17 protein-coding genes are annotated in these 19,635 nt (G+C 51.5%); 9 read left to right on the top strand and 8 right to left on the bottom strand.

Annotation, left to right across the window (positions count from 1 at the left end):
• The first annotated feature begins 99 nt into the window (after positions 1 to 99).
• The 4 genes from pheT to rny all read left to right on the top strand — a co-directional run bounded on the left by pheT (position 100) and on the right by rny (position 5,043).
• A complete protein-coding gene (gene pheT / locus DUE52_RS08560; protein ID WP_114405581.1) occupies positions 100 to 2,532 on the top strand; it encodes a phenylalanine--tRNA ligase subunit beta in 2,433 nt (810 codons plus the stop codon).
• Positions 2,533 to 2,612: 80 nt separating this feature from the next.
• A complete protein-coding gene (locus tag DUE52_RS08555; RefSeq protein WP_114405580.1) occupies positions 2,613 to 2,972 on the top strand; it encodes a hypothetical protein in 360 nt (119 codons plus the stop codon).
• A 64-nt stretch (positions 2,973 to 3,036) separates the two neighbouring features.
• Positions 3,037 to 3,330, top strand: a complete 294-nt coding sequence (locus DUE52_RS08550; protein ID WP_114405579.1) for a cell division protein ZapA — start codon at positions 3,037 to 3,039, stop codon at positions 3,328 to 3,330.
• 141 nt (positions 3,331 to 3,471) lie between these two features.
• Positions 3,472 to 5,043, top strand: a complete 1,572-nt coding sequence (gene rny / locus DUE52_RS08545; protein WP_114405578.1) for a ribonuclease Y — start codon at positions 3,472 to 3,474, stop codon at positions 5,041 to 5,043.
• Positions 5,044 to 5,115: 72 nt separating this feature from the next.
• On the opposite strand, the gene DUE52_RS08540 is transcribed toward rny, so the two are convergent.
• Positions 5,116 to 7,038 (bottom strand): tetratricopeptide repeat protein, encoded by a 1,923-nt coding sequence (locus DUE52_RS08540; RefSeq protein WP_229312110.1) that lies wholly within the window; start codon positions 7,036 to 7,038, stop codon positions 5,116 to 5,118.
• A 361-nt stretch (positions 7,039 to 7,399) separates the two neighbouring features.
• Here DUE52_RS08540 and DUE52_RS08535 point away from each other — a divergent pair, with 361 nt between their 5' ends.
• Positions 7,400 to 7,765 (top strand): VOC family protein, encoded by a 366-nt coding sequence (locus DUE52_RS08535; protein WP_114405763.1) that lies wholly within the window; start codon positions 7,400 to 7,402, stop codon positions 7,763 to 7,765.
• Positions 7,766 to 7,842: 77 nt separating this feature from the next.
• On the opposite strand, the gene lysM is transcribed toward DUE52_RS08535, so the two are convergent.
• Positions 7,843 to 8,316, bottom strand: coding sequence for a peptidoglycan-binding protein LysM (gene lysM, locus DUE52_RS08530; RefSeq protein WP_114405577.1), 474 nt, complete (start codon positions 8,314 to 8,316; stop codon positions 7,843 to 7,845).
• 191 nt (positions 8,317 to 8,507) lie between these two features.
• Here lysM and DUE52_RS08525 point away from each other — a divergent pair, with 191 nt between their 5' ends.
• On the top strand, positions 8,508 to 9,335 hold the full coding sequence (locus DUE52_RS08525; protein ID WP_133299794.1) for an outer membrane beta-barrel protein: 828 nt from the start codon (positions 8,508 to 8,510) through the stop codon (positions 9,333 to 9,335).
• A gap of 53 nt (positions 9,336 to 9,388) precedes the next feature.
• Here DUE52_RS08525 and DUE52_RS08520 read toward each other — a convergent pair whose 3' ends face one another.
• The 3 genes from DUE52_RS08520 to DUE52_RS08510 all read right to left on the bottom strand — a co-directional run bounded on the left by DUE52_RS08520 (position 9,389) and on the right by DUE52_RS08510 (position 13,987).
• On the bottom strand, positions 9,389 to 9,724 hold the full coding sequence (locus DUE52_RS08520) for a winged helix-turn-helix transcriptional regulator (RefSeq protein WP_114405575.1): 336 nt from the start codon (positions 9,722 to 9,724) through the stop codon (positions 9,389 to 9,391).
• 133 nt (positions 9,725 to 9,857) lie between these two features.
• On the bottom strand, positions 9,858 to 10,253 hold the full coding sequence (locus DUE52_RS08515; protein ID WP_114405574.1) for a RidA family protein: 396 nt from the start codon (positions 10,251 to 10,253) through the stop codon (positions 9,858 to 9,860).
• Between the two features lie 11 nt (positions 10,254 to 10,264).
• Positions 10,265 to 13,987 carry a PAS domain S-box protein gene (locus DUE52_RS08510; protein ID WP_114405573.1) on the bottom strand — a complete coding sequence of 1,241 codons (3,723 nt, stop codon included), beginning with the start codon at positions 13,985 to 13,987 and terminating at the stop codon, positions 10,265 to 10,267.
• Between the two features lie 225 nt (positions 13,988 to 14,212).
• Between DUE52_RS08510 and DUE52_RS08505 the strand changes: the two genes are divergently transcribed.
• Genes DUE52_RS08505 through DUE52_RS08495 form a run of 3 tightly spaced genes read left to right on the top strand, consistent with a single transcriptional unit; the run spans position 14,213 to position 16,123 of the window.
• Positions 14,213 to 14,545: a PKD domain-containing protein gene (locus DUE52_RS08505; protein ID WP_114405572.1), complete on the top strand. Its 333-nt coding sequence runs from the start codon at positions 14,213 to 14,215 to the stop codon at positions 14,543 to 14,545.
• A 14-nt stretch (positions 14,546 to 14,559) separates the two neighbouring features.
• The gene (locus DUE52_RS08500; RefSeq protein ID WP_114405571.1) at positions 14,560 to 15,402 is read left to right on the top strand and encodes a hypothetical protein; all 843 of its coding nucleotides are present in this window, start codon (positions 14,560 to 14,562) and stop codon (positions 15,400 to 15,402) included.
• A 10-nt stretch (positions 15,403 to 15,412) separates the two neighbouring features.
• Positions 15,413 to 16,123 (top strand): hypothetical protein, encoded by a 711-nt coding sequence (locus DUE52_RS08495; protein WP_114405570.1) that lies wholly within the window; start codon positions 15,413 to 15,415, stop codon positions 16,121 to 16,123.
• Here DUE52_RS08495 and DUE52_RS08490 read toward each other — a convergent pair.
• From DUE52_RS08490 to DUE52_RS08480, 3 genes are all read right to left on the bottom strand, one after another.
• A complete protein-coding gene (locus DUE52_RS08490; protein WP_114405569.1) occupies positions 16,120 to 16,977 on the bottom strand; it encodes a WG repeat-containing protein in 858 nt (285 codons plus the stop codon). The genes DUE52_RS08495 and DUE52_RS08490 overlap by 4 nt on opposite strands.
• 209 nt (positions 16,978 to 17,186) lie before the next feature.
• Positions 17,187 to 18,221: a hypothetical protein gene (locus DUE52_RS08485; protein ID WP_114405568.1), complete on the bottom strand. Its 1,035-nt coding sequence runs from the start codon at positions 18,219 to 18,221 to the stop codon at positions 17,187 to 17,189.
• 117 nt (positions 18,222 to 18,338) lie between these two features.
• Positions 18,339 to 19,610, bottom strand: coding sequence for a hypothetical protein (locus tag DUE52_RS08480; protein ID WP_114405567.1), 1,272 nt, complete (start codon positions 19,608 to 19,610; stop codon positions 18,339 to 18,341).
• Positions 19,611 to 19,635: the final 25 nt, after the last annotated feature.

The raw sequence follows: 19,635 nt of genomic DNA, 5'->3' as shown, positions 1-19,635 counted from the left end.
TTCATCGTTCATCATTCATCATCCATCATTAAAATCAGGCCAATCAGCTTCATCAAGGTTCAAGACTCGTTATCTTTGTCATTCATTTTTAGTTACTGTATGAAGATTTCCTATAAATGGCTCAATCAACTGATTAGCCTGAGTGAAAGCCCGGAAAACGTTGGTAAAATCCTGACTGATACGGGCTTAGAAGTTGAAAGTATCGAGAAAATAGAGTCTGTTCCGGGCGGTTTGGAAGGGGTCGTGATCGGTGAAGTGCTAACCTGCGAAAAACACCCCGAAGCCGATAAACTGAGCCTGACGATGGTTGATGCCGGTCAGGGAGCGCCATTGCACATCGTCTGCGGGGCGCCCAACGTGCGGGCCGGGCAGAAAGTGGTCGTGGCACTCGTGGGAGCCACCCTGTACCCGGTCAGCGGAGAGCCGTTTACGATCAAAAAAGCGAAGATTCGGGGTGCCGCTTCCGAAGGCATGATTTGCGCAGAAGATGAAATCGGGCTGGGTATCTCGCACGCCGGGGTGATGGTGCTGGATACGGACCTGCCAAACGGAACGCCCGCTGTCCGTTATTTTGGCCTGGAAGCCGACTACCAGATTGAAATTGGACTGACGCCTAACCGCGCCGACGCGGCCTCCCACCTTGGCGTGGCCCGCGACCTGAAAGCCGTGTTGAAACGACCGGTTCAGTGGCCGTCGGTCGATGCGTTCAAAATTGACAATCAGAATCTGCCGATTTCCGTTTCGGTCGAAAGCCCGGAAGGCGCTCCCCGCTACGCCGGATTGACCATCGACGGGTTGACCGTTGGTGAGTCGCCCGACTGGCTGAAACAGCGGTTGCGGGCCATCGGCCTGAACCCGATCAACAACATTGTCGATGTAACGAATTACGTCTGCCATGAACTCGGTCAGCCACTGCACGCCTTTGACGCTGATCGAATTACAGGCAATCAAGTGATTGTTAAAACCGTGGCCGAAGGCACGCCGTTTGTGACCCTCGACGGAATTGAACGGAAGTTGTCGGCCAACGACCTGATGATCTGCAACGCCAGCGAACCGATGTGCATTGCGGGTGTTTTTGGCGGTCAGCAATCGGGCGTGAAAGCGCAGACGACCCGGATTTTTCTGGAATCGGCCTATTTCAGTCCGGCCTGGATTCGGAAAACCTCGCAGTACCACGGCCTGAAAACCGATGCGTCGTTCCGCTTTGAACGCGGCACCGACCCGAACATGCCGGTTTTTGCGCTCAAACGGGCCGCTCTGCTCATTCAGGAAGTGGCCGGCGGAACCGTCAGTTCGGAAATCATCGACCTCTATCCTACCCCGGTTTCGGACCGCACGGTTGCGATTCGGTACAAGAATGTTGACCGGCTCATCGGCATTCCAATCGACCGGGCCGAAATCCTCCGGATTCTGGAAAGTCTGGATATTCAAATCAGTGACCAAACCGACCTGGGCTTCACGGCGCTGGTGCCGCCCTACCGCGTCGATGTGGAACGGGAGGTGGATGTGATCGAGGAAATTCTGCGGATTTACGGTCTCGGCAATGTTCCGCTTTCGGACCATCTTTCCTCAGATTTCCTTTCGGAGTTTCCCGAAACCGATCCTGACCAATTGCAGGAACGCGCCAGCCAGCTTCTGGCGGCCAACGGTTTTTACGAAACCCTGAGCAACTCGCTGACCCGCCCGGCCTACCACGAAGCCATTCGGGCGAGTTTGCCGAACGCGGATGTACAGTTGTTGAACCCGTTGAGTGAAGAACTCTCGGTGATGCGGCAGACGCTGCTGTTTTCCGGTCTGGAAACGTTGGTATACAACATCAACCGGCGGCAGAAAGACCTGAAAATTTTCGAGTTTGGCAAGACCTACAGCCGCGACGGCGAGCGGTTTTTCGAACGACCCCGGCTGGGAATCTGGATGGCCGGTCGTCTGCAACCGGAAAGCTGGCTCACCGGAAACCAGCGTTCCGGCGAAACGGCCTTAAACTATCACGACCTTGCGGGTGTTGTACAAAAAGTCTTAACTTCGTTTCGGGTTAAAACGACTGATAACCAACCCGCTGACCCGGCTATCTTCCAGTATGGCTTGACTTTGCTGGTTAACAAAAAACCGCTGGTTTCGTTGGGTCTGGTAAAGGCCGGTTTAACAAGACGGGTTGAACTGAAGAACACCCCGGTTTTTTACGCAGATTTCGACTGGCAATACCTGTTGAAGTTGTATAACGCCAAAGTGGTTTTCGAAGAAGTGTCGCGGTTTCCGGAAGTTCGGCGCGATTTGTCGCTGGTGCTGGATACCGGCGTCACCTACGCACAAATCAGCCGACTGGCCTACCAAACCGAGCGGAAGCTGCTTCGGGACCTGAACGTATTCGATGTGTATGAGGGCGAAAATCTGGAGCGCGGCAAAAAATCGTATTCGGTCAGTTTCATCCTGCAGGATGCCGGGCAGACGCTGAACGATGCGGTTATCGACAAAACGATGAACCGGCTGATGTCGGCTTTTGAGCGGGAACTGGGGGCCGTGATCAGAAAATAAGATTTGATGGGTGATTCCTTTCTGATTCAGAAAAGAATCCGTTCCAACTGGTACCTTAGCCCGGAAATTTCAACGCAACCATGAGCAATACGTCGTCGGTTTTATCGCAACTGGACTCCTTCGAGGACAAGGCGAATCGCCTGGTCGAACTGGTCAAAGCGGGGCGGCAACGGATTAGCGAACTGGAGCAGGAGAACAGCGCCCTGGAGCGTGAAAAGGCCAAATTGACCAATGAGGTAACAAAACATCAAAATCAACTGAGGCAATTGGAAAAAATGGTGAATAATTCATCAAAAGAGTTTTCTAAACCAACAAATATTCCTAAGATTGTAAATAACAAACACAATGACGCAGAGACTACTGCCGAATTGAAGCAACAGCTCACGGTTTACATCGAAGAATTGGATCGTTGTATTGCCTATTTGAGTGACTTGTCATAAATCACTTGCCGGAAGGTTAGAAACGTCTGATGCGTTTCTGGCACCGGATGGACAAGCTGTACGGATGGAAGAGTTATTGTCAATAAATATCCGAATTGCAGGCCGGAACTACCCGCTTAGCGTTCTTCCAGAAGACGAAGAAACCGCCCGGGAAGCCGGACGTCTCGTCAATGAACGCTTTTTAGGGGAGAAGAATAAGAAAAAAAAGCGCGATGACATGGATATTCTGGCGGTAATTGCCGTCATGAATACCGTACGATGGCTAAACGCTCGCAGTGAAAAACTGGCGCTGCAAGAAAAGATAACGCAACGGATAACCCGTTTAGACGAGTTAATTGACTCGACGTTAACTACTTAACTAGTGAGTAGAAAACCAAACGCGAAAACCGCCTTCTTCCCGTACTCCCGACGCTGACTGCCTGAACAGTCGGCTTGCTTCATTTCTTCGGCACTGTAGTTGTCTGTGAAAACTATATTTTTCACACAAACGTCTACGGACATGAATAAAATTGATTTCTGGGTGATGCTCCTGTCGGATATAATCTCGATTGCAGTGGGCGTCTACATTGGCAGAAGGCTTCTAGGCCGCCTGTTTGCCCAGCGTGAGAAGGATGCCGAAACCCGATCGGCAGAGATCATCAAAAACGCCGAATTGACGGCTGAGAATATCAAGAAAGATCGCATTCTCGAAGCACGGGAAAAGTACCTCAAATTAAAAGCGGAGTTTGAAGAAGACACCAACCGGAAGAAGAACATTCTGATTACCAACGAAAACAAGCTCAAACAACGCGAGCAACAGCTTCAGCAACAAGCCGACCAGAGCAAACGCAAGGAAGCCGAACTCGACCAGCAGAAGCAACAACTGGCCCAGCAACAGGAAGCCATCGGCAAACGCCGGGAAGAGGCCGAGCGCATGCGCCTGCAACAGGTCGAAGCCCTGGAGAAAATTGCCAACCTTACCGCCGAACAGGCCCGCGAACAACTTGTGGATGCCCTGAAAGCCGAAGCCGATTCGCGCGCATCGTCCTACATCAAAAGTGTGGTGGAAGAAGCCAAACTGACGGCAACGAAAGAAGCCAAAAAGGTGGTGATCGAAACCATTCAGCGGACGGCCACGGAACACGCCATCGAAAACTGCGTGTCGGTGTTCAACATCGAAAGCGACGACATCAAAGGGAAAGTGATTGGTCGCGAAGGGCGAAACATCCGGGCGCTGGAAGCGGCTACGGGCGTTGAAATCATCGTCGACGACACGCCGGAAGCCATCATCATTTCCGGTTTCGACCCTGTCCGACGCGAAATTGCCCGCTTATCACTCCATCGGCTCGTTCAGGATGGCCGGATTCACCCCGCCCGGATTGAGGAAATCGTGGCCAAAACCCGCAAGAACATCGAAGATGAGATTGTCGAAATTGGCGAACGGACGGTGATCGACCTCGGAATTCACGGTTTGCACCCCGAACTGATCAAGATGATCGGCCGGATGCGTTTCCGCTCCAGCTACGGTCAGAACCTGTTGCAACACTCCCGCGAGGTGGCCAAACTCTGCGCCACCATGGCGGCCGAACTGGGCTTAAACGCCAAATTAGCCAAACGCGCCGGGTTGTTGCACGACATTGGGAAAGTATGGCCCGAAGAAGCTGAACTGCCGCACGCGGTTTTGGGAATGGAACTGGCCAAGAAATACAAGGAACACCCGGAAGTTTGTAACGCGATTGGGGCTCACCACGACGAAATCGAGATGACCACCCTGATTTCGCCCATTGTGCAGGTGTGTGATGCCGTTTCGGGGTCTCGCCCGGGCGCACGTCGGGAGATGATGGAGTCGTATATCCGACGACTGAAAGAACTCGAAGAACTGGCGATGAACTTCCAGGGCGTCATCAAGTGCTACGCCATTCAGGCGGGTCGCGAGCTGCGGGTGATGGTGGATGCGGAGAATGTTACGGACGAAAAAGCCAACACCCTCTCGTTCGATATTTCGCAGAAAATTGAGAAGGAAATGCAGTATCCCGGTCAGATCAAAATCACGGTTATCCGTGAAATGCGGTCGGTGGCATACGCTAAATAGGTTTAAGGTTTGAAGTTTAAGGTTTAACGTTGCTCATTTCCGTTAAACCTTAAACTTCAAACCTTAAACTTTTTACCTCACCGGAAACCGCAGGGCCGGAACTGCCGTTGGCGCGGGAGCGCCGGGTAACACAGCTTCGTTTTTCAGACTATCCGGTAAGATCTTCACATCCAGTCCAAGCTGTTTTTTCAGACCTTCCCAGTTATTCCGACCATCCTGATAGGCCGGGTTTACCATCATCGACATGTTGTAGAAGTACGAAGCGAGGTGATAGCGACGTTCGTTCTGGTAAATCACGCCGAGGTTATTGTAGGCCGGTGCGTAATTGGAGGACGCCCGAATCGCCTGTTTGTAGAAATACACCGCCGAGTCCCGGTTTGGAATCAGCTTCTGGTACGAATAGGCAATCGAGAAAAAAGCTTCCCCGAAACCGGGGTAAATCTCCGTCGACCGCTGTAGGTGATAAATGGCTTTGTTGAAGTAAAACCGCTTTTGCTTCGGGTCTTTTTCCTCCGCGCACTTGTTGATCCACTCATTGGCTACGTGCCGGTTGACCTGACAACTGTTGGAAGCATACTCCAGCCCGCTGTTGAAGAGCGTAAAGTTATCCTTCCAGTCTTCATTCCGAACCACCGTCCGGAAGCTGAACAACCCGCCAACCACCACACACAGGCCGATCAAAACACCGTATCGTTTGAGCATGGGCGCACTGTCGGACAGGTTCAGCCGTTTGGCCAGCAACAGATCCAGCCCGGCAATGGCAGCAATGACGAAGCCCAGAATCGGGGAATACAGAAACCGTTCGGCCAGAATCCCCCCCCGGAACAGCACAAAGCCCAAACCGGGAGTCATGGTGATGAACATCCACGTCAGGCCAAAGCCCCAGAGTGATCGTTGCCAGAAGCCTTTCCAGGCCAGCCAAACCAGTCCTCCAAAGGAAAACAGCCCCAGCAGGGTTTCCCAATCGCTCAGTTTGCCGGAAGGAATGACGTTGTAGGAATAATCGTAGGACAAATGAAGCGGAAAAATGAGCAGACGGGCGTACTGCGCGAAGAATTTGAAGGTGGTCAAAAATTTCGTGTTTTCGAGCGCATACGGATAGTTGGCCCAGTCGACCGGCGGATTCCCGCTCAGGGTTCCGATCATTTCCTTTTTCTGCCAGAAAAACAGGGCCGTCACCACCAGATACGGCCAGATGCTGATGATTGACTGGAAAAAATTCCGTTTGGCGAATGTATACTGCATAATTACGATCAGCCCCAATCCCACCAGCGACGATTCTTTCGAGAGATACGTCAGGTACATCCAGAAGGCCGAAAAGACAACCCAGCCCTTTTGCTGGGTTTCCAGGTATTTCCAGTAGGTCAGCATGACCAGCGTGATGAACAGAAAACTCAGCATTTCATCCCGGCTTTTGATGTTGGCAACCACCTCGGTATGAAGCGGATGTGCCATAAAGAGCAGTGCAATCAGGGTAGTCAGGACGGTGCGGCCCGGCAACCATTTCTGCAACAGAATCACCAGAAACAAACCGGTCAGGGCATAGATTCCCGCGTTGATCATGTGGCTGATGTGCGGATCACCGTTAAAATATTCCTTTTCCAGCGCAAAGGTGATGAGTGCCAGCGGTCGGTAATAGCCGAGTGAAATGTTGCTGAAGTGCCAGAACTCGGTCTTGAGCAGATCCGGAATGCCTTCGATGCCTTTCTGAACGAACAGGTTCTGCGTAATGGCCGCAATGTCGTCCAGCGCCAGTCCGTGGTTGAACGTGTTGGCATAGAGGGCAAATCCGGCGACGGCCACCAGCAAAGCCCAGGGCCATTGAATGGGCCGGGGTGTCAATGGTTCCGGGACGGTTGGAGACGCCTGTTTAGTCGGGGAAGCTGCGGGGCGCGAAGCCGCCGATACCGGGCGGGGTGTGGGCTTGGTTCCCCCATTGGATGTTGGCCGAATGAGGGGTTTTTGACTCGACGAGGATTGATTCTTCTTGGACATACGAACGGGTCAGGTCAGTTTTTTGTAGCGATGGTACGTTTGTTTAGTAAAGCAATCTTTTATCTCGATAGTTATTTGTAAAATTGGCAAGATTCCACCAAAAATCAATGAAGGATATTGGTCGAATCCCAACAATTGATTGGTAAAGTCAGTTAAACCAGTACACTAAGTATCCTGCAAATACCTTGCCGGGCGAGGTTCGGAAGTTGGTTCCCTGCTCCCGAACCTGACGGAATTGTCCATTTCCCGGAATGGGTATAAACCGGAAAAGAAATTCTATGGACGGTATTTGATCTTTTTTCTTATTTTTCCATTTCATTTCCATCCGGCTCCTGCCAGTTGGGCAACTGATCTGTTTTATATGGCATCCGCTTTTCTGGGCCTACGGACTATAATTTACGCGGCACCTGATTTACTCAACGCGAAAAACTGGTACTCAACCATCCTGGGCATTGATCCGTATTTTGACGAACCCTTTTACATTGGTTTTTCCGTGGGCGGCTATGAACTCGGGCTCGATCCGGCGGCCAAACCCGCCGATGGCAGTACGATTACATACTGGGGCGTTCCGGACATCGAAAAGGCCTGGGAACACCTGATCAGCCACGGTGCCAGTGTCCATTCCGGTATTGAAGAAGTGGGTGGCGACATTAAAGTCGCCAGTGTGAAGGACCCGTTTGGCAACGTGTTCGGAATTATTGAAAATCCGCATTTCAAGGCGGAGTGAGCTGACCGGATTTTTGAATTACACTAAAAAGCCGTTTACAGATGTCTGCAAACGGCTTTTTAGTGTATTCAGAAACCCTACAACCGCGGAATCCGCAGCACTTGACCCGGATAAATCAGGTCCGGGCTTTTCAGCATCGGTTTGTTGGCTTCGAAAATAATACCGTATTTCATGGCATCGCCATAGACTTTCTTGGAAATCGCCGACAGGGTGTCACCCGATTCGACCGTGTGGTACTGACCTTCCGGCTCCGGGGCTTCCACCACCAGGCGGTTATCGACCTGATGAACGCCTTCGACGTTCCCAACCGCCAACGCCAGTTTTTCGGCGTCTTCCTGGGTAGCCACTTCGCCTTCCAGCACCACCGTGTCGCCGGCGGTTTTCACCGTCAACTTCTTGTACGACAAACCGAGTTGCTTGACGTGATTGAGTAACGCGCTCGCTTTGAGCGGCTCTACTTCCGCAGCCTTGGCCGGTTCGGCAGCCGGTGCTTCGTGTTCTTTACCGAAAACTTTTTCCCCTACACCTTTGAAAAAACTGAGCAGTCCCATGGATTTTGTGTGTTTGATTAACAATGAATTGGGTTTGAATAGAACAACTGCGAACAGGGCGGAACTGTTTGTCTGCCAAGCCTCGCGATCCTATTTTAGACGCTAAATGTATCAGTTAGTAATCAATTGTCGACAAATTATTTTAAAATCTATTTACGACTTGGCAGAGTTTTCCGTTCTTGTGACAAGGAGTGGCGCAATGGAGCACCAAAACCGTAACGGCTTTATTCGGGATGAAATTAATTGGGGTCGCTTGTCTTGTCTTTCTGGTAGTCATCAAAGCACAAGCTCAGGGCGGTATGGAGTTGGGAATCAGGGGGGGAGGCACTTTTACACATGGGTATACGGTCATTCCGGCCCAGACGCTGTCGCCGGGTCTGGAACTTCCCCGGATCCGAAATTCCAACAATGGCATTGGCATCGGATATTTCGGAAGCCTATGGGTGCGCAAACACTACGACCGGTTTTTCCTGCAGGCAGAAATCAGTTATTCCTCGCTGGTGCTGAAACAGAAAGCCCCCATCGAACGCATCGATGTTGCCGCAGCAAAGGAGTTTGGCGTCAACCTGCCCAACATTCAGCCGGGAACGCTTTACGCCCGGTTGAATACCACCACTGAACCCACCCTGACTTCGTTGAATATCCCGCTATTTATTGGCAAACGAGGGCATGAAGGAAAATGGCGCGTCTATGGCGGCCCTACGTTTCTGTTCACCATCAAGGCCGAAGCGGCCCGAACCGCATCGGGGCAGGTTGAAGCCAGCGCCAGTTTGCCAAGCTTTACCCTTTCAGAAATATCCGATCAGGTCGATCTGACCAATGCGGATCAGGCTGGCATTCTACAGGTAAAAACGTTCAATTTTGGAGCTGAATTTGGCGCGGGCGTCACGCTCCTGAAACGGCTTGAAGTCGATGTCCGCTACGGATTGCCGGTTGGGGGCGTGTTCAACGACAGCGGCATTACCGGTTTTATCGGATATGCTACGCTAACGCTGGGGTATAAACTGGCTCATTTCTGATAAATATGCCATTCCGGACGCAAAAACAGGTGTTTCTGCGTCCGGGGTAGTGTTCAAATAAAGGCCTGACCTACTTCGCGGAGGAGATCGATGACGGGCAAAACCGTACGCCCTTTTTCATTAAGACTGTATTCCACCCGGGGCGGAACTTCACCAAATGACTGCTTGTCGACCATTCCCAGTTCGACCAGTTGTTTTAATTCATGAACCAGCACTTTCTCACTGATTCCGGGAACCCCACGCTTAATTTCTCCGTATCGCAGGGTTTTTTCGCGGAGCAGGTGGATGATAATCAGCCGCCATTTTCCACAAATAACTTCAACTGCTTTCTTGATAATCAGTTCGGTAGAGATAATTTGTTCGCTTGTTTGTTTTAGTTCGGGTGTCATTGGTTAATAGTACTTACCTTTTGGTGGGTAACCCACTGATTAAGAGATTATTATGTGCAACCGAAACAAAAATACAGCATTAACAACTAAGATGGAATGGGTTCTGAAAAATGATTTTTAATTTGGAATCAAGTCATTTTACGGGGGTTAAAAAAGCCGTTACCTCGATCTCGATCAACAAATCAGGATCGATTAAAGCGCTAACCTCAACCATGGAAGTTGCGGGCCGAATATCCTTAAAGACCTCACCATGAGCCCTTCCCACATCTTCCCACTTTGAAATGTCGGTAACGTACATCCGTGTACGCACAACGTCGTTTAGCGTTGCACCGGCCTCCGCCAGCACCAGGCTGATTTTCTGCAGTATAAACCGGGTTTGTTCGTAAATGTTGTCACGACCGATCAATTGGTCGCCGTTCATGGCGGTGGTACCTGAAATTTCGATCAGATTGCCGACGCGAACGGCACGGCTGTAACCGACCACCGGCTCCCAGGGTGTGCCGGAAGAAATGAGTTGACGAGAAGACATAAGTTTATCATTTAGCCGGCTTTTTCGGCGACCAGCTTTTCCAGTGTATTTTTATATTCGCTTAAAAATAATTTGAATTCTTTATCGAGCAGGTGCAAATCATCCGCCAGGGTGCTGCTGTCGCTCAACTTTAATTTGCCTTCGGCTTCGCGGGCTACCTGCGCAATACGGGCCACGCCAATCGTTCCGGCACTGCCTTTGAGCGTATGCAGATGGCTTTTGACGGTCGGAATATCGCCAATGGCAAAGGCATCGAGCGATTCCTGCACCAGGGTGGTGGCTTCGATTTCGAAATCTTCGTAAATCGACGTCACCAGATCCCAGCCACCCACCTGCTCCAGTTGACCAATAATTTCGGTGTCGACCATCGGCATCTCCAGTTCGCGGATGGTTTCCAGTTGTTTGGAGCGCATCTGGGCCGCTTCCCTGAAATCCTTACGGGCATCTACGGTTTCCTTCACTTTGGAAATCAGGCTCTGGGCCCGAATCGGCTTGGCGATGTAGTCATCGAGGCCCTGGCTCAAAAACCGGTCCCGGTCTTCGCGCATCGAATAAGCCGTCATGGCAATCACCGGCGGCAACTGCGGGCCGAACAGACTGCGCAGTTTCACCGTTGTCTCCACCCCGTCCATATCCGGCATCTGAATATCCATGAAAATCAACTCATACGGTTTGCCGTTTTCGGCCATAGCCACCGTCACTTTATCGATGGCTTCCTGTCCACTCGATGCGGTTTCGACCTGACAGCCCGATTTTTTCAGAATTTCGGTCGCCACCTTGCGGTTTACGGCATTATCATCGACCAGCAATAAATAGGGATGATGGTCGATGAACACATTCTGCAACGAAATTTCGGCCTGATCCGACTTCTGATTCGTCGGGCTGATCAGGGTTTCTTTCAATTCAATGGTAAACCAGAAGTTACTCCCCTTCCCGGTCACCGATTCAACACCAATCGTTCCTTTCATTAGGGCCGCCAATTCCTTCGAAATGGCCAGACCGAGGCCCGTTCCGCCAAAAGATTTGCGCGACGACATTTCGACCTGGCTGAATGAATTGAACAGAAGGCCCAGATCGTCTTTTGCAATCCCGATGCCCGAATCCTTCACCTCCACCTTGATCCGGTTGAACTTGCCTTTCCTGCTGACCAGCGAAGCCTCGACCGTCACCGCGCCGTTCTCCGTGAACTTGATGGCATTTGAGGTCAGATTAGACAAAATCTGCAAGAGTCGCGTTTGGTCGGCAATCACAAACTGAGGCAGTTTGTCGTCCAGATGGTAGCTCAGTTTATTCCCTTTCACGCTGGCCTGTTGCCCAAAAAGCGACACCAGTTTATCAAAAACCTCCCGGAACAGAATCGGCGCTTCATGCAAAACCATCTTCCCGGCTTCAATTTTCGACAAATCCAGAATATCGTTCAGAATGTTCAGCAGCGTTTCCGACGATTTTTTGATGGTCTGCACATAATCCTTCTGATCCTGATCCAGGGGCGTATCATTCAGCAGGTCGATCATGCCGATTACGCCGTTCATCGGCGTCCGGATTTCGTGACTCATGTTGGCCAAAAACCGCTCCTTCACCTTCAGCGACCGCTCGGCTTCGTCTTTGGCCTTCATCAGTTCCTGGGCGTTGCGCTTCAGTTCGGTGATGTCGCGGGCCAGGGCGGCCACTTCGTCCACCCGACCGTTCTTATCGTTCAGCGTCAGCATGTTGAGCATGATCTGCCGGATCGTGCCATCCTTCCGGTGCAGCGTGGCTTCGAAATTTCGCAGGCTCTTGTTGCGAATCAATCGGACGAGCGCCCGGCGGATATCCTGTTTATCGATAAAATTGGTAATCGGCTGACCCAGAACTTCTTCCGGCGTATAGCCGGTTCGTTTCAAGACCGACGGGCTGATCATCGTCACGAGTCCTTCGCGGTCGACGCGGCAATAAATGTCCTGGAGATTGACGAAAATACCCCGGAATTTTTCTTCGCTGCCGCGCAGTTCCAGTTCCGTCCGTTTCCGGGCGGTGATGTCGCGGGCAATTCCCGACACCTCCTCGATGACGCCCCCCGACAGCAGAATTGGATTCAGATGTACCTCCAGCCAGGCTTCACTTTTGGTGGTCTGGTAATGCAGTTCGACCGTTTGGGGCAGTCCCCGAAACGCCAGCCGGTATTTTTCTTCCAGCAACCGCCGGTTTTCGGCGCCGATGATCCGCCAGCCCAGCTTTTCGGTCGTCACGTTCAACTGTGGAATTTCGCCCAACTGGTTCTCGATCAGGCGCGTGTAATTCCGGTTGAATGAAGTCAACTGGAAGCTTTTATTCACCGACCAGATCAGGTGGGAACTGCTGTCGAAAATCGCATTGAGTCGGGCGGTTTGCTTGTTGATGGCGGCTTCGTCCTGCTTCCGGGCAATGGCCAGTGCCACCTGTCCCGAAATAAATTCGAGCAATTCCAGGTCACGGATGTTGTACGTATCGGCTTTGTCGTACGCTTTTACGCCAATAATTCCCGTAATCCGGTCGCCAATCCGGAGCGGAACGCAAAGCATTGCTTTCGGAATTTGCCCGTAGAGGTAGAGATTCTGCGTGTCTGCCAGTTGCTGAATATCCTGCTCGTAGAGAAACAGCGGGCGGTTGGCGCGGATGGCGTATTCAGTCAGACCATTGCCCAGCCTCCGTTTCGTAAACCGCATTCCCGTAAAATATTCATCGACGTAATACGGGAAATACAGGAAGCTTTTGCTCTGGTCATACAGCGCAATAAAAAAATTCCGGGCATCAATGATGTTGCTCAGTTCATCGTGAATATTCTGGTACAGCTCATCCAGATTCGGCGCGTTGAGCGTCCAGTTGGCAATGCTGTAGTAGAGTTTCTGGGCTTTTTCCGCGCGGATGCGGCTCGTAATGTTGTGCAGAATGCACCGGTACGCGGTCGGTTTTCCCTGATCGTAGCGGCAGTTGACGCTGCCCGACACAAAGACGGTTTTGCCTTTTTTACTCTGAAAAACCGTCTCGAAATACGGAAACTTCTCCCCATCCCGCACGCGTTGCAGCCGCATGAGCGTACTTTCGGCATAATCGGGATGCAAAACATCCTGCAACGTCAGCGAAGCAATTTCGTCGGAACTGTATTCCAGCACCTCGCGCCACGCCCGGTTGACAAACATGAATTTGCCGTCGAGCGTCACCAGTTGAATCAGGTCACTGGTGTTGTCAACCAGATCCTGCAACTGCGAGTTTGAATACGACAGGGCGGAAGCGACGCGTTTTTTATTGGTGACGTCTTCCCCAATAATGGTATAGGACGGCACAGAGGTATGGTCAGCTACTGTATTGATAATGAACGAATTCAACTGAACATTCCGCACGGCACCGCTCTTGGCCAGGAGGTTGATTTCTTTCTGCTCCACCACCCCCCCGCGTGCAATGGCATCGTCGAAATCCCGCTGCATCTGCACCCGCTCGCCCGCCGGAATAAAAATCTCGAAGAAGTTTTTTCCGATGACATCGGTCGGTTGCCAGGCCGTAATCCGCAGGGTATACTGGTTACAAAATGTCACCGTACCGTCTTTCTCGATCGTTAACCCGATGAGATTCAATTGATCAACCGTTTTGCTGACGTCGAAAACCGACGCGTGCGACAGTTGCGAACTTCCGTCCAGGGAGTTCCGTATATCGACTTCTTTACTCAGCCGCCGAATCTCGGCGACCAGCTCATTTTTTGTTTTCGCAGTCCAGGACATTATCAATGTGTGGGTGTTTGGAATTCAGCATATTTCAGGCTTCCGGCCCCGCTCGAAACGCGGTTTCCAGACAGGCGGTTATCCCTGAAAGACGGCAACAATACAGAATAAATTTACAAAAAAATACCGGCAATGTGATAAACGTTTGTTTGCTTATCGGAATGGCATTATTTTGGAAGGGCATTTCTCTTAATTTGATTAGTTTCGCAAGCCTTTTGAACGACCATGATGAAAGTCTTTATTGCGCTGGTACTGATCAGCCTGTGCTGTGCCGCCTGCGAACCGTTTGACCTGGATCAGAAGAATTTTCCGATCTGTGAAAAACCCGAAGGAACCATCGGTTTTACGGCCGCCAAACTGGAAGTTACTTTTTTTCTGGAAAATAAGAAAGGTGATATTGGAGCAGTAGGCTGGGATTTGGGCGATGGGCGCAATCGTTCCGGGAATCAGTTCACGGTTTTTTACGACAAACCCGGCACCTACAACGTTACAATGGTTCTTGCGAACCAATGCGACGATAAGCTTTCCGTTTCGCGCCTGGTTACAGTCACCAATTAGCCTTCTTCTCCGTTATGCATCAGCAATATGCTCTTTTCTGGCTGAAACGATGGGTTGCTTTCTTTCTGATGCTGTCTGCGTTACCCGCTGTCAGTCAGGTTGCTGTAACCAATATTCGCATCAATGTGATCGAAGAGTCGTCGGTCGAAATCCTGTACGACATTACCGGAAACCAACCCGCCGATTCCGTATATTTCCGCCTTCGCAGCCAGATTAACGGCGTCCTGAACCCCGCTCCGCAGTTTATTTCCGGCGATTGGGGGCAGGATGTTTCGCCGGGTACCAACCGGCGCATCGTCTGGAGAGCCCTGGAAAACGGATTTGAGCTGGATGAAAATATTCGGGCTACCCTGCTGGTCAAAGTCATTCCGGGGGCCGGTCGAAAACCCGCCGAGTCCGTAACAGAAACACCCATCGCTCTTCCGAAAAAGAAATACCGGCCCGGCGGCCCCGAATTCGCCTTGCTCTCGGTGGTTGCCCCCGGAGTTGGCAATATTTTTGTTCAATCGCCCAAACCCGTCATTGGCCACCGGCTGGGCATTACGGCTACTTGCTACGGCCTGATGCTCTACGGTTTTATGGAACGCAAAAAGTCGCGCGACGACTATGCGCTGTATGAACAGCAACGCAACCGCACAGCCGCACAACCGTTTTACGACAGTGCTAACGACCACCACCACCGGTATATGATTGCCACCCGCCTGTCGGGAGCCATCTGGATTACGGACATTGTGGCCACGCTGGTCAAAGGCGTGCGTAATCAGAAGCAACGCACCAAGACCGTCGAACCGAAGGTCAGTCTGAAACCCGGTTACCAGTCCGGGTATCCGGTTGCGGTGTTCAACTACAAATTTTAACGACTACGGCATGATGCGTTTTGCACTCACTTTGGGAGTTCTGTTCAGTCTGCTGGGAGAAAGCCAGGCGCAGGTTGGGGTCTATTCGGCATCCGGTTCGTGGGTCCACGTCAAAGTCAGGTCGAAAAACCCGGCTTCCGCTTCCAACCGACTCTTCACGGAAAACTTCACGGATAACCGGAATCGCTGGCTCATCGGCCGACGGGGGGCTTACGGGTACGACATGTCCCAGAACGCCTACCACATTTACAAACAGGCAGATGACTCACCGACATCGGCATTTAGCTACGTCTCGATTCCGACGGCCCTCAATCTGAACAAACTGGACACCTTCATGGTCCAGGTCGATCTGGCTGGTCCCGGCGGCATCATTCCCGACGCCGGCTTGCTGATCGGGGTCAAAGACTCGTTAAATTATTGCCACTTTCGGATCAACAACAAAAACCAGGTGTCCGTCAAATACGTGATCAACGGATTGAGCTACACCATTTATATGCGGGGGGATTATGTTCCGGCGGGCATCCCGCTCTCAACGACGAAGAATACGCTGACGGTTCGTAAAAAAGGGGAGCAGATTCATTTTTACCTCAACGGGCGGGAAATACCGACCAGTCCGTACCAGTTCCGGCAGTATCAGGGCAACGGAGTTGGCTTTGTTTCGATGACCGACGGCACACAGTTTCAGAACCTGACGGTGAGCGCCGGAGCGGGTCCGCGTTAGTTGTCGTCCCGAATACGCCCTCCGTCCCGATCAACGACAATTTGCTGACCATCCAGAACTACCGTTGCCTTCCCGTTCAGGAAAGGCGTCACGTCGTCATACACCGGGTCGATGTGCCACTTATCCTTTTGATCGACATAGCCCCATTTTCCTCCCTTGCGGGCAGCCCGTAACCCAAAATCACCCACTCGATTATCGACCGAATCATACGGTTTTGTTTGAACAGCCGTTGCCGGTTCAACCGTTCCTGAAGCAGCGGGAACGGGAGACGGACTAATTTCGGTGGGTGTAAGAAGAGGATTGTTGTTTTTTGCAACGGACTCGGCGGGCAACGATGCGACTTTCTTTTCCGTTTTACCTGCATTGGGTTGGCGAATGGTCTCTTTGACCTGAACGGTACCACTGCTCCGGGTTTGTTCCAGCTCAGACACCTCATCGCGTCCGGCTCCGCTATCGATTTCCGTCAATTTTCCTTTCCAGAGCCACAGCAAAATACTTACAAAAACGATCACCAGCGCAATCAGCACCTTATTAGACTGGCTGAATGGCGTGGATATGGGGTGAACCGACACATCGCCGGTTAGCGCAGCCACGGATTGCTGGGGCTCAACCAACCACGTTTTTGTCTCTTTTTGCCGCCAGTCGGTCGAAATAAGCTGTTCCCGAAGCGATTGACCTTTGGGCGTTTCGAGAGCTTCGTAATTATGCTCAAGCAGGTACCCCATGATTTCCTGCGTCAATGTGGTTTCATCGGACGGAATGGCAACAAACAACCGGTTGATCACGTGGGCTGGAACGTGCCGGTCGTAAGGCCCAAAAACCTCCTGTATTTTCTGACGAATGGTATCGATCATTTCATGCTTCAGTTAGTAAACGAGGAAAGCCATTCTTTTAGACCTTCAAAAGTTACGAAAAGTCAAACTAATCTTCCTAATTTTTTACGTTATCGGCTGCGATCGTTCAGTCAGTCAACACATACAGCCTGAGTCTGTTTATTTTTTTGATCATTCGGTATCCAATTCCAATCGCGCCCGGAAACGATTTCAGGGTCTCCAGGTCATTATCACCGTAGGAATGCCCTGGGGTATTGGTAGAGATCCACCCGCTGGCTTGTCTGTTTTTTTGAGCCTTTCCGAACCGGTTCCGGCTCAGATTCTTCGCCCCGCGTCATCCGCAACACCACCCAGATCAGCACCAGAGCCGATAAAATGGCCAGGCCAATCAGAGCGGCATCCGAAAAGCTGCTTTTTTTAGGCGGTTCCGGCGACACAACCTGGGGTGGCAAAACCGGCTGGGTTCCGGGTAACGTCCCTCCATTCGCTGGAAACCGGTTTGCCGGATTCGTCGGCGTTGTGGTATATCCGGTCTGGGTTTTCACATAGTCGGCCGGTTGTGGTTTGGCTTGCTCCTTTTCCCACCAGCTCAGGTGCCGCCAGTCGGTCGAAATCAGTTTTTCTTTCAGGCTGTTCCCCCGGGGTGGGTTCACCGATGCGTAATAATGCGCCGACAGATACAGACGGATTTCCTCGGCCAGTGCCGCTTCGTCATAATCAACGGCTTTGAACAGAAATTTCAGACTCTGCGCCTGAATGTGCTTGTCATAATCGTCCAGAATACTCTTGATTTTCCGCCGGACCGACTCCACTTTTTCAACGACCGGCACCGGGATGGGTGGGTTCTGTGGGTTTGATTGCGAAGCAACCGAACCTGATCCGTGACTGGTGGGCGCAACGGGTTCCTCGCTTGCGGACGAAACCGGAAGGGCTTCAAGAATAGCCGGAATCCACTGTTCGGTTACAAAAGCACGCGACAACTGAACCCGTTCAGCTTCGGCGACAAACTGGTTGATGTCCGCTTCCGACAACTGATTCTGGCGTTGCAGGGCCACTGTGACCATCTTCTTTTTCAGATCCAGAATCTTCCCGAAATCACGGTTTACCTGACGGCTGATGTCGTTGACCAGGCGGGTAAAATCCGTAATTCCCAGTTCATTGGCCTCCGCCACGAGCCCTTTCTGTCGCCATTGCCAGTCGGCCAATTCTCCTTCATAGAGAACGACTTCATTTTTAATACGATCCCGTAATTCTTCCAGTGTCATGATCTCCGTAAATCCCTGTTCATTGTAGCGAAGACCGGTTACAAGGCAAGCGGCTATCAGAATAGTGAAAGTAAATACTATCTTGTTACCAAATAATCCGGGCTGGGTATTAAATTACTAAATAAATCTAATTTTTGCTTTTTCTGTAATCTTCCATTTGTCGCCCTGAAGCGTCAACCGACCTACCTGCTCCGTCCGAATCCGGCTGTTCGGATTGGGCTGCGTCAGGTACTCACAGGCATCATTGAGGTACGAATACGGGTCGCTTAGTGCCAGCCTCTGCGCATCCGCATTCTCCGAAACCTGGTAAGTAGCCTGCGTATCGCCTTGCAGGCTAATATCAAAAACCGTATCGCGTTCGGGGGTGGTCAACAAACCGCCGGCACTGAAACCGTCGCCCAAATCCGCCGTCCGGGCATAGAGAGCCGTGGGTTTTGAGGGCAGGGTCGGCGTGCGAAAACGATTGGACGGACGCGCTGTTTCCGGCTCAATTGGCGCTTCCTGAACCGGTGTTACCACTTCAAGCGGCACTTTAACGGCCGGAGCAGCCGGTTTTTCAGCCCGGTTTTGTTCCAGTAACCGGACGGCCCTTTCGAGTGCTTCCAGTTGCGCATTCAACTGAAAATTTTCATTCGTCTGATTTTTGCGTACTTCAAGTTTACTGATCCGGTCAGAAAGTTTCGCCAATTGGGAGTCAAACTGCACATCGCGGGCCGATTGCTGCGGCTTCTGGTTTTTTATGACGAGATACGCCAGAAAAGCGACGGCAAAGAGACTCAGTACTGATAAAATAAGCGCAAAACTATCCATAGCATTCCAGTTTGATTGGGTGGGTGATGGGGTGGTTACCGGTGTTTTTTCTGCCATTTCTGCCGACTCGGCGGGCGCATTTTCTTCCGCAGCAGCAACCGGCTGCGGGGGTGCAACAACGGCAGGCCCCGCGCCTAAAGCACTGGTTATGATGCCGTCAAGCGCGGATTGAAAAGCCGGATAACTTGGCAACGTCTGCCGGGTTATCCGGTCTCCAGTGGCTACTTTCTGGACCAGAAAATCTTTGACGCCTTCCAGGGCCGTTCGGGGCTGGTTGATCTGGGCAATGTTTTGAGCTGCTCTTTTTTTAGCATCATCAGTCAGTTTATCCGCTCCGACAAGGTCATTCTGTTTGATGAACTCCTTCAGGCCGTCATAGGAGTCACAACTGCATTGTTTCGACTTGACATTCGGAAAAGTTTGGGCATCCGTTGCCAGAAACTCCACCGTCGCTTTGGTCATCAGAAAAGCTGCCTGATCGAGTTTTCGCCGGTATTCCGCATCATTTTGGGCAAAAGCCGGTCTGTTTAGAAGCAACACGCCAAGCAACAAAATCCAGCGGGTAGTTTGACAGATCATCCTTTGAAAAGAAAGTTTAGTTGAG

The organism is Larkinella punicea (assembly GCF_003334855.1).
Classification (GTDB): domain Bacteria; phylum Bacteroidota; class Bacteroidia; order Cytophagales; family Spirosomataceae; genus Larkinella; species Larkinella punicea.
Note: the sequence above shows the minus strand (reverse complement) of the source record. Positions and strands in the feature narration are given on the sequence as shown.